The following is a 2,630-nucleotide window of genomic DNA, read 5'->3' as shown; positions in this document are numbered from 1 at the left end:
TTGGTAAGCATCTCCTCTGTTAATCCATGAATCTGTTCTTTGATATCCATATTTTTGCGCCTCCAGTTAAATACTTTCTTTATCTTTGAAATATCTTTATCACTATTTTCTCATTTTATCATATTCGGGCACAAAATAACAGCAGATTCCAGAAATGATTTCTCAAAACACGATTTTTAACCTTCACTCTATGGCCAGATAAAATTACAGTTTCCGGCCTCCAGACCGTCAATGAGAATGTTCTGGCCTGTACAGAAGCGGTTTTTTACCGCCATAAAGTAAATCCACTCTGCTGCCTCTTCCACAGACATCCACCGTTTCAGAGGTGTAAGCTCCATGATCTGATCCCAGAGCTTTTCATCCTCCATCACCGGTCGGTTCAGTTCAGTCATAACCCCGCCGAAATCCAGACTGTTGCATGTGGCCTGATAAGGAGCTATCCTCATGGCCACGTTTTTCGCATAGGAAAGGACTCCTCCTTTACTTGCCGCATATTCCGGAAATTCAGACCCTGTATGTCCGCTTGCTGATCCGATCATAATAACAGAATAAATATTGGGATGAATGCCGTAATGTTCTGTAACAGAAATCGTTCCCTTCAGATTTACATCAATATCATCTCCATTCTGAACCCCTGCGTTATTGATCAGAATATCTACCGGTCCGATTTCCGGATAAGAGCCTTTGTCTCTGATATCCAGACAGAAATGAGTATATTTCGGATGTTGGATCGTGGATAGATTTTTATCAAATCCATAGACTTCATGATTTTCTTTCAGAAAAAATTCTGCACAGCCTTTCCCAATTCCGGATGCTGTGCCTGTGATCAGAACTTTCATCAGGCAAAATTCTCCTTCATGCTTTTACGCAGCGCTGTAATAAGAACTGCTGCTACTGCAATACACAGAACCCTGTCAATGTAGTCCGTGATAAACTGAACCACAAAACAGCTCCCTACCATTCCAAGAGGTGTTTTTGCCAGAAGCTGCACAAGAACAGTGGATCCAGAGGAAGTGATTCCTCCAAATAAAAACGCCGTAATACAGGAACTGATTATGGTAGATGGAAGTGTAATCACAAGAGCAGCCGGAAATATCTGCCACTTTTTCGGCTGGAATTTTCTGTACACAAGACCTGTCACAAAACCAAGAAGAATTCCTACCGGAGCGTAATACAGGGAATAAATATCTACAGTCATTCCCATCAGCAGGCCGCTGAGCAGATTAGGCAGCATTCCATAAAAGGGTCCCAGGACAGCAGCCACAAATACTGTTCCAATACTGTCCAGATAAATAGGAAGCTTCAGAAATAAAGCAATCTGTCCTCCCACAAAATTAATGCAGATAGCAAAAGCGATCATACAGATTTTCTGTACACTTATTTTTTCAGTTTTCATTTTAAATCTCCTCGTATTAAATCTTGTAAAATATCCAGTTCTTCCGGTTTCTGATCAAGGATCCTTGAAAGAAACATCTGAAAGAATCCATACACATCTACCTCAGTCAGCACCCTTGCATTTGATGCTTTCCGATAGAAATTCATAGAATCCACAACAGACTGTCCAAGAGAAATCCCCTCTGTTTCAATCTGTACATAGGAATCAAAACCTTTGCAGAGTTCCGGATTGATAAAATATGCCACTGCCAGGGGATCATTGATCACACAGCCAATGATATGCTCCCATTCCCAGTGGAAATCAAAATAGAATTTCGTAATCTTCTTTACAAATTCTCCTGTTTCTTTGTTCAGACGGCACATATACTCCAACAGATCAGGCGTGAGCACAATCTTTCTCGTCACATCCAACCCGACCATATGGATTTTCTGACCATTCTGATGGAGTGTCTCATACACCAGGGAAGCGCCGTCCGGGTCACACCAGTAATTGTATTCTGCAACAGGTGAACAGTTTCCATGACTTTTAAAGCTGCCGCCCATGGAAACAATTTCCTCAATACAAGAAAATGCTTCTTTATCCTTCTGGATCAGTCTGGCAAGATTGGTCATAGGTGCCAGTTCGATTATGGATACTTTCTCTTTTTTCAGCACATCAGCAAGAAAATCCACAGCACTGATCTGCTGCTGATAACCGGTTACTTCAGGCAGAAAGCTTTCGCCAAGCCCGTCTTCTCCGTGAGTGTCCAGAGCATTCACATAATCCCGCCTTAAGGGAGTACTTTCCCCAATGTATACAGGAACGTCCAGACGGTTCATCTGCTTCAGGATTTTCTTTGCATTTCCAAATCCCATCTCCACCGGTGAATTTCCACACACAATGGTGATTCCGATCACTTCGATTTCCGGTGATTTCAGTGCAAGCATAATCGCAAGACTGTCATCAATCCCCGGATCACAATCAATAATTACTTTTCTTTTTTTCATTTAATTCCTTTCTGTCAAAGCAAAAAAAATACTTTTGTTTATCCCTCAATAAACAAAAGCATCAGCAAACAGACCGCTTATGACAACTCATAAACGACCGCAATATTTTTTACTTTGCCTAGTTTTTTATACTGGGAGGGTTTCGAACCAGTTTCGTTGGTTATTTTAACACATATTTCCATGCATGACAACAGTTAGCGCATACACCATTTGAGATTTGCAGCATATTCTAAGAGCAGAAATCTCGT

General features: G+C 41.3%; 3 protein-coding genes and 1 riboswitch. All 3 genes read right to left on the bottom strand.

Annotated elements, in window-relative coordinates; genetic code table 11:
• Positions 1-188: 188 nt before the first annotated feature.
• The 3 genes from AC058W_RS04615 to AC058W_RS04605 are packed head-to-tail and all read right to left on the bottom strand — an operon-like array spanning position 189 to position 2,382.
• On the bottom strand, positions 189-839 hold the full coding sequence (locus AC058W_RS04615; protein WP_117677275.1) for an SDR family NAD(P)-dependent oxidoreductase: 651 nt from the start codon (positions 837-839) through the stop codon (positions 189-191).
• A complete protein-coding gene (locus AC058W_RS04610) occupies positions 839-1,396 on the bottom strand; it encodes an ECF transporter S component (protein ID WP_008706068.1) in 558 nt (185 codons plus the stop codon). The genes AC058W_RS04615 and AC058W_RS04610 overlap by 1 nt, the downstream gene beginning before the upstream one ends.
• Complete coding sequence (locus AC058W_RS04605) at positions 1,393-2,382, bottom strand: nucleoside hydrolase (RefSeq protein ID WP_055058334.1); 990 nt, start codon at positions 2,380-2,382, stop codon at positions 1,393-1,395. The genes AC058W_RS04610 and AC058W_RS04605 overlap by 4 nt, the downstream gene beginning before the upstream one ends.
• A 112-nt stretch (positions 2,383-2,494) precedes the next feature.
• Positions 2,495-2,539: riboswitch (PreQ1 riboswitch) on the bottom strand.
• Between the last annotated feature and the right edge of the window lie 91 nt (positions 2,540-2,630).

The organism is Blautia sp. CGZ-1-C1, assembly GCF_056504575.1.
Note: the sequence above shows the minus strand (reverse complement) of the source record. Positions and strands in the feature narration are given on the sequence as shown.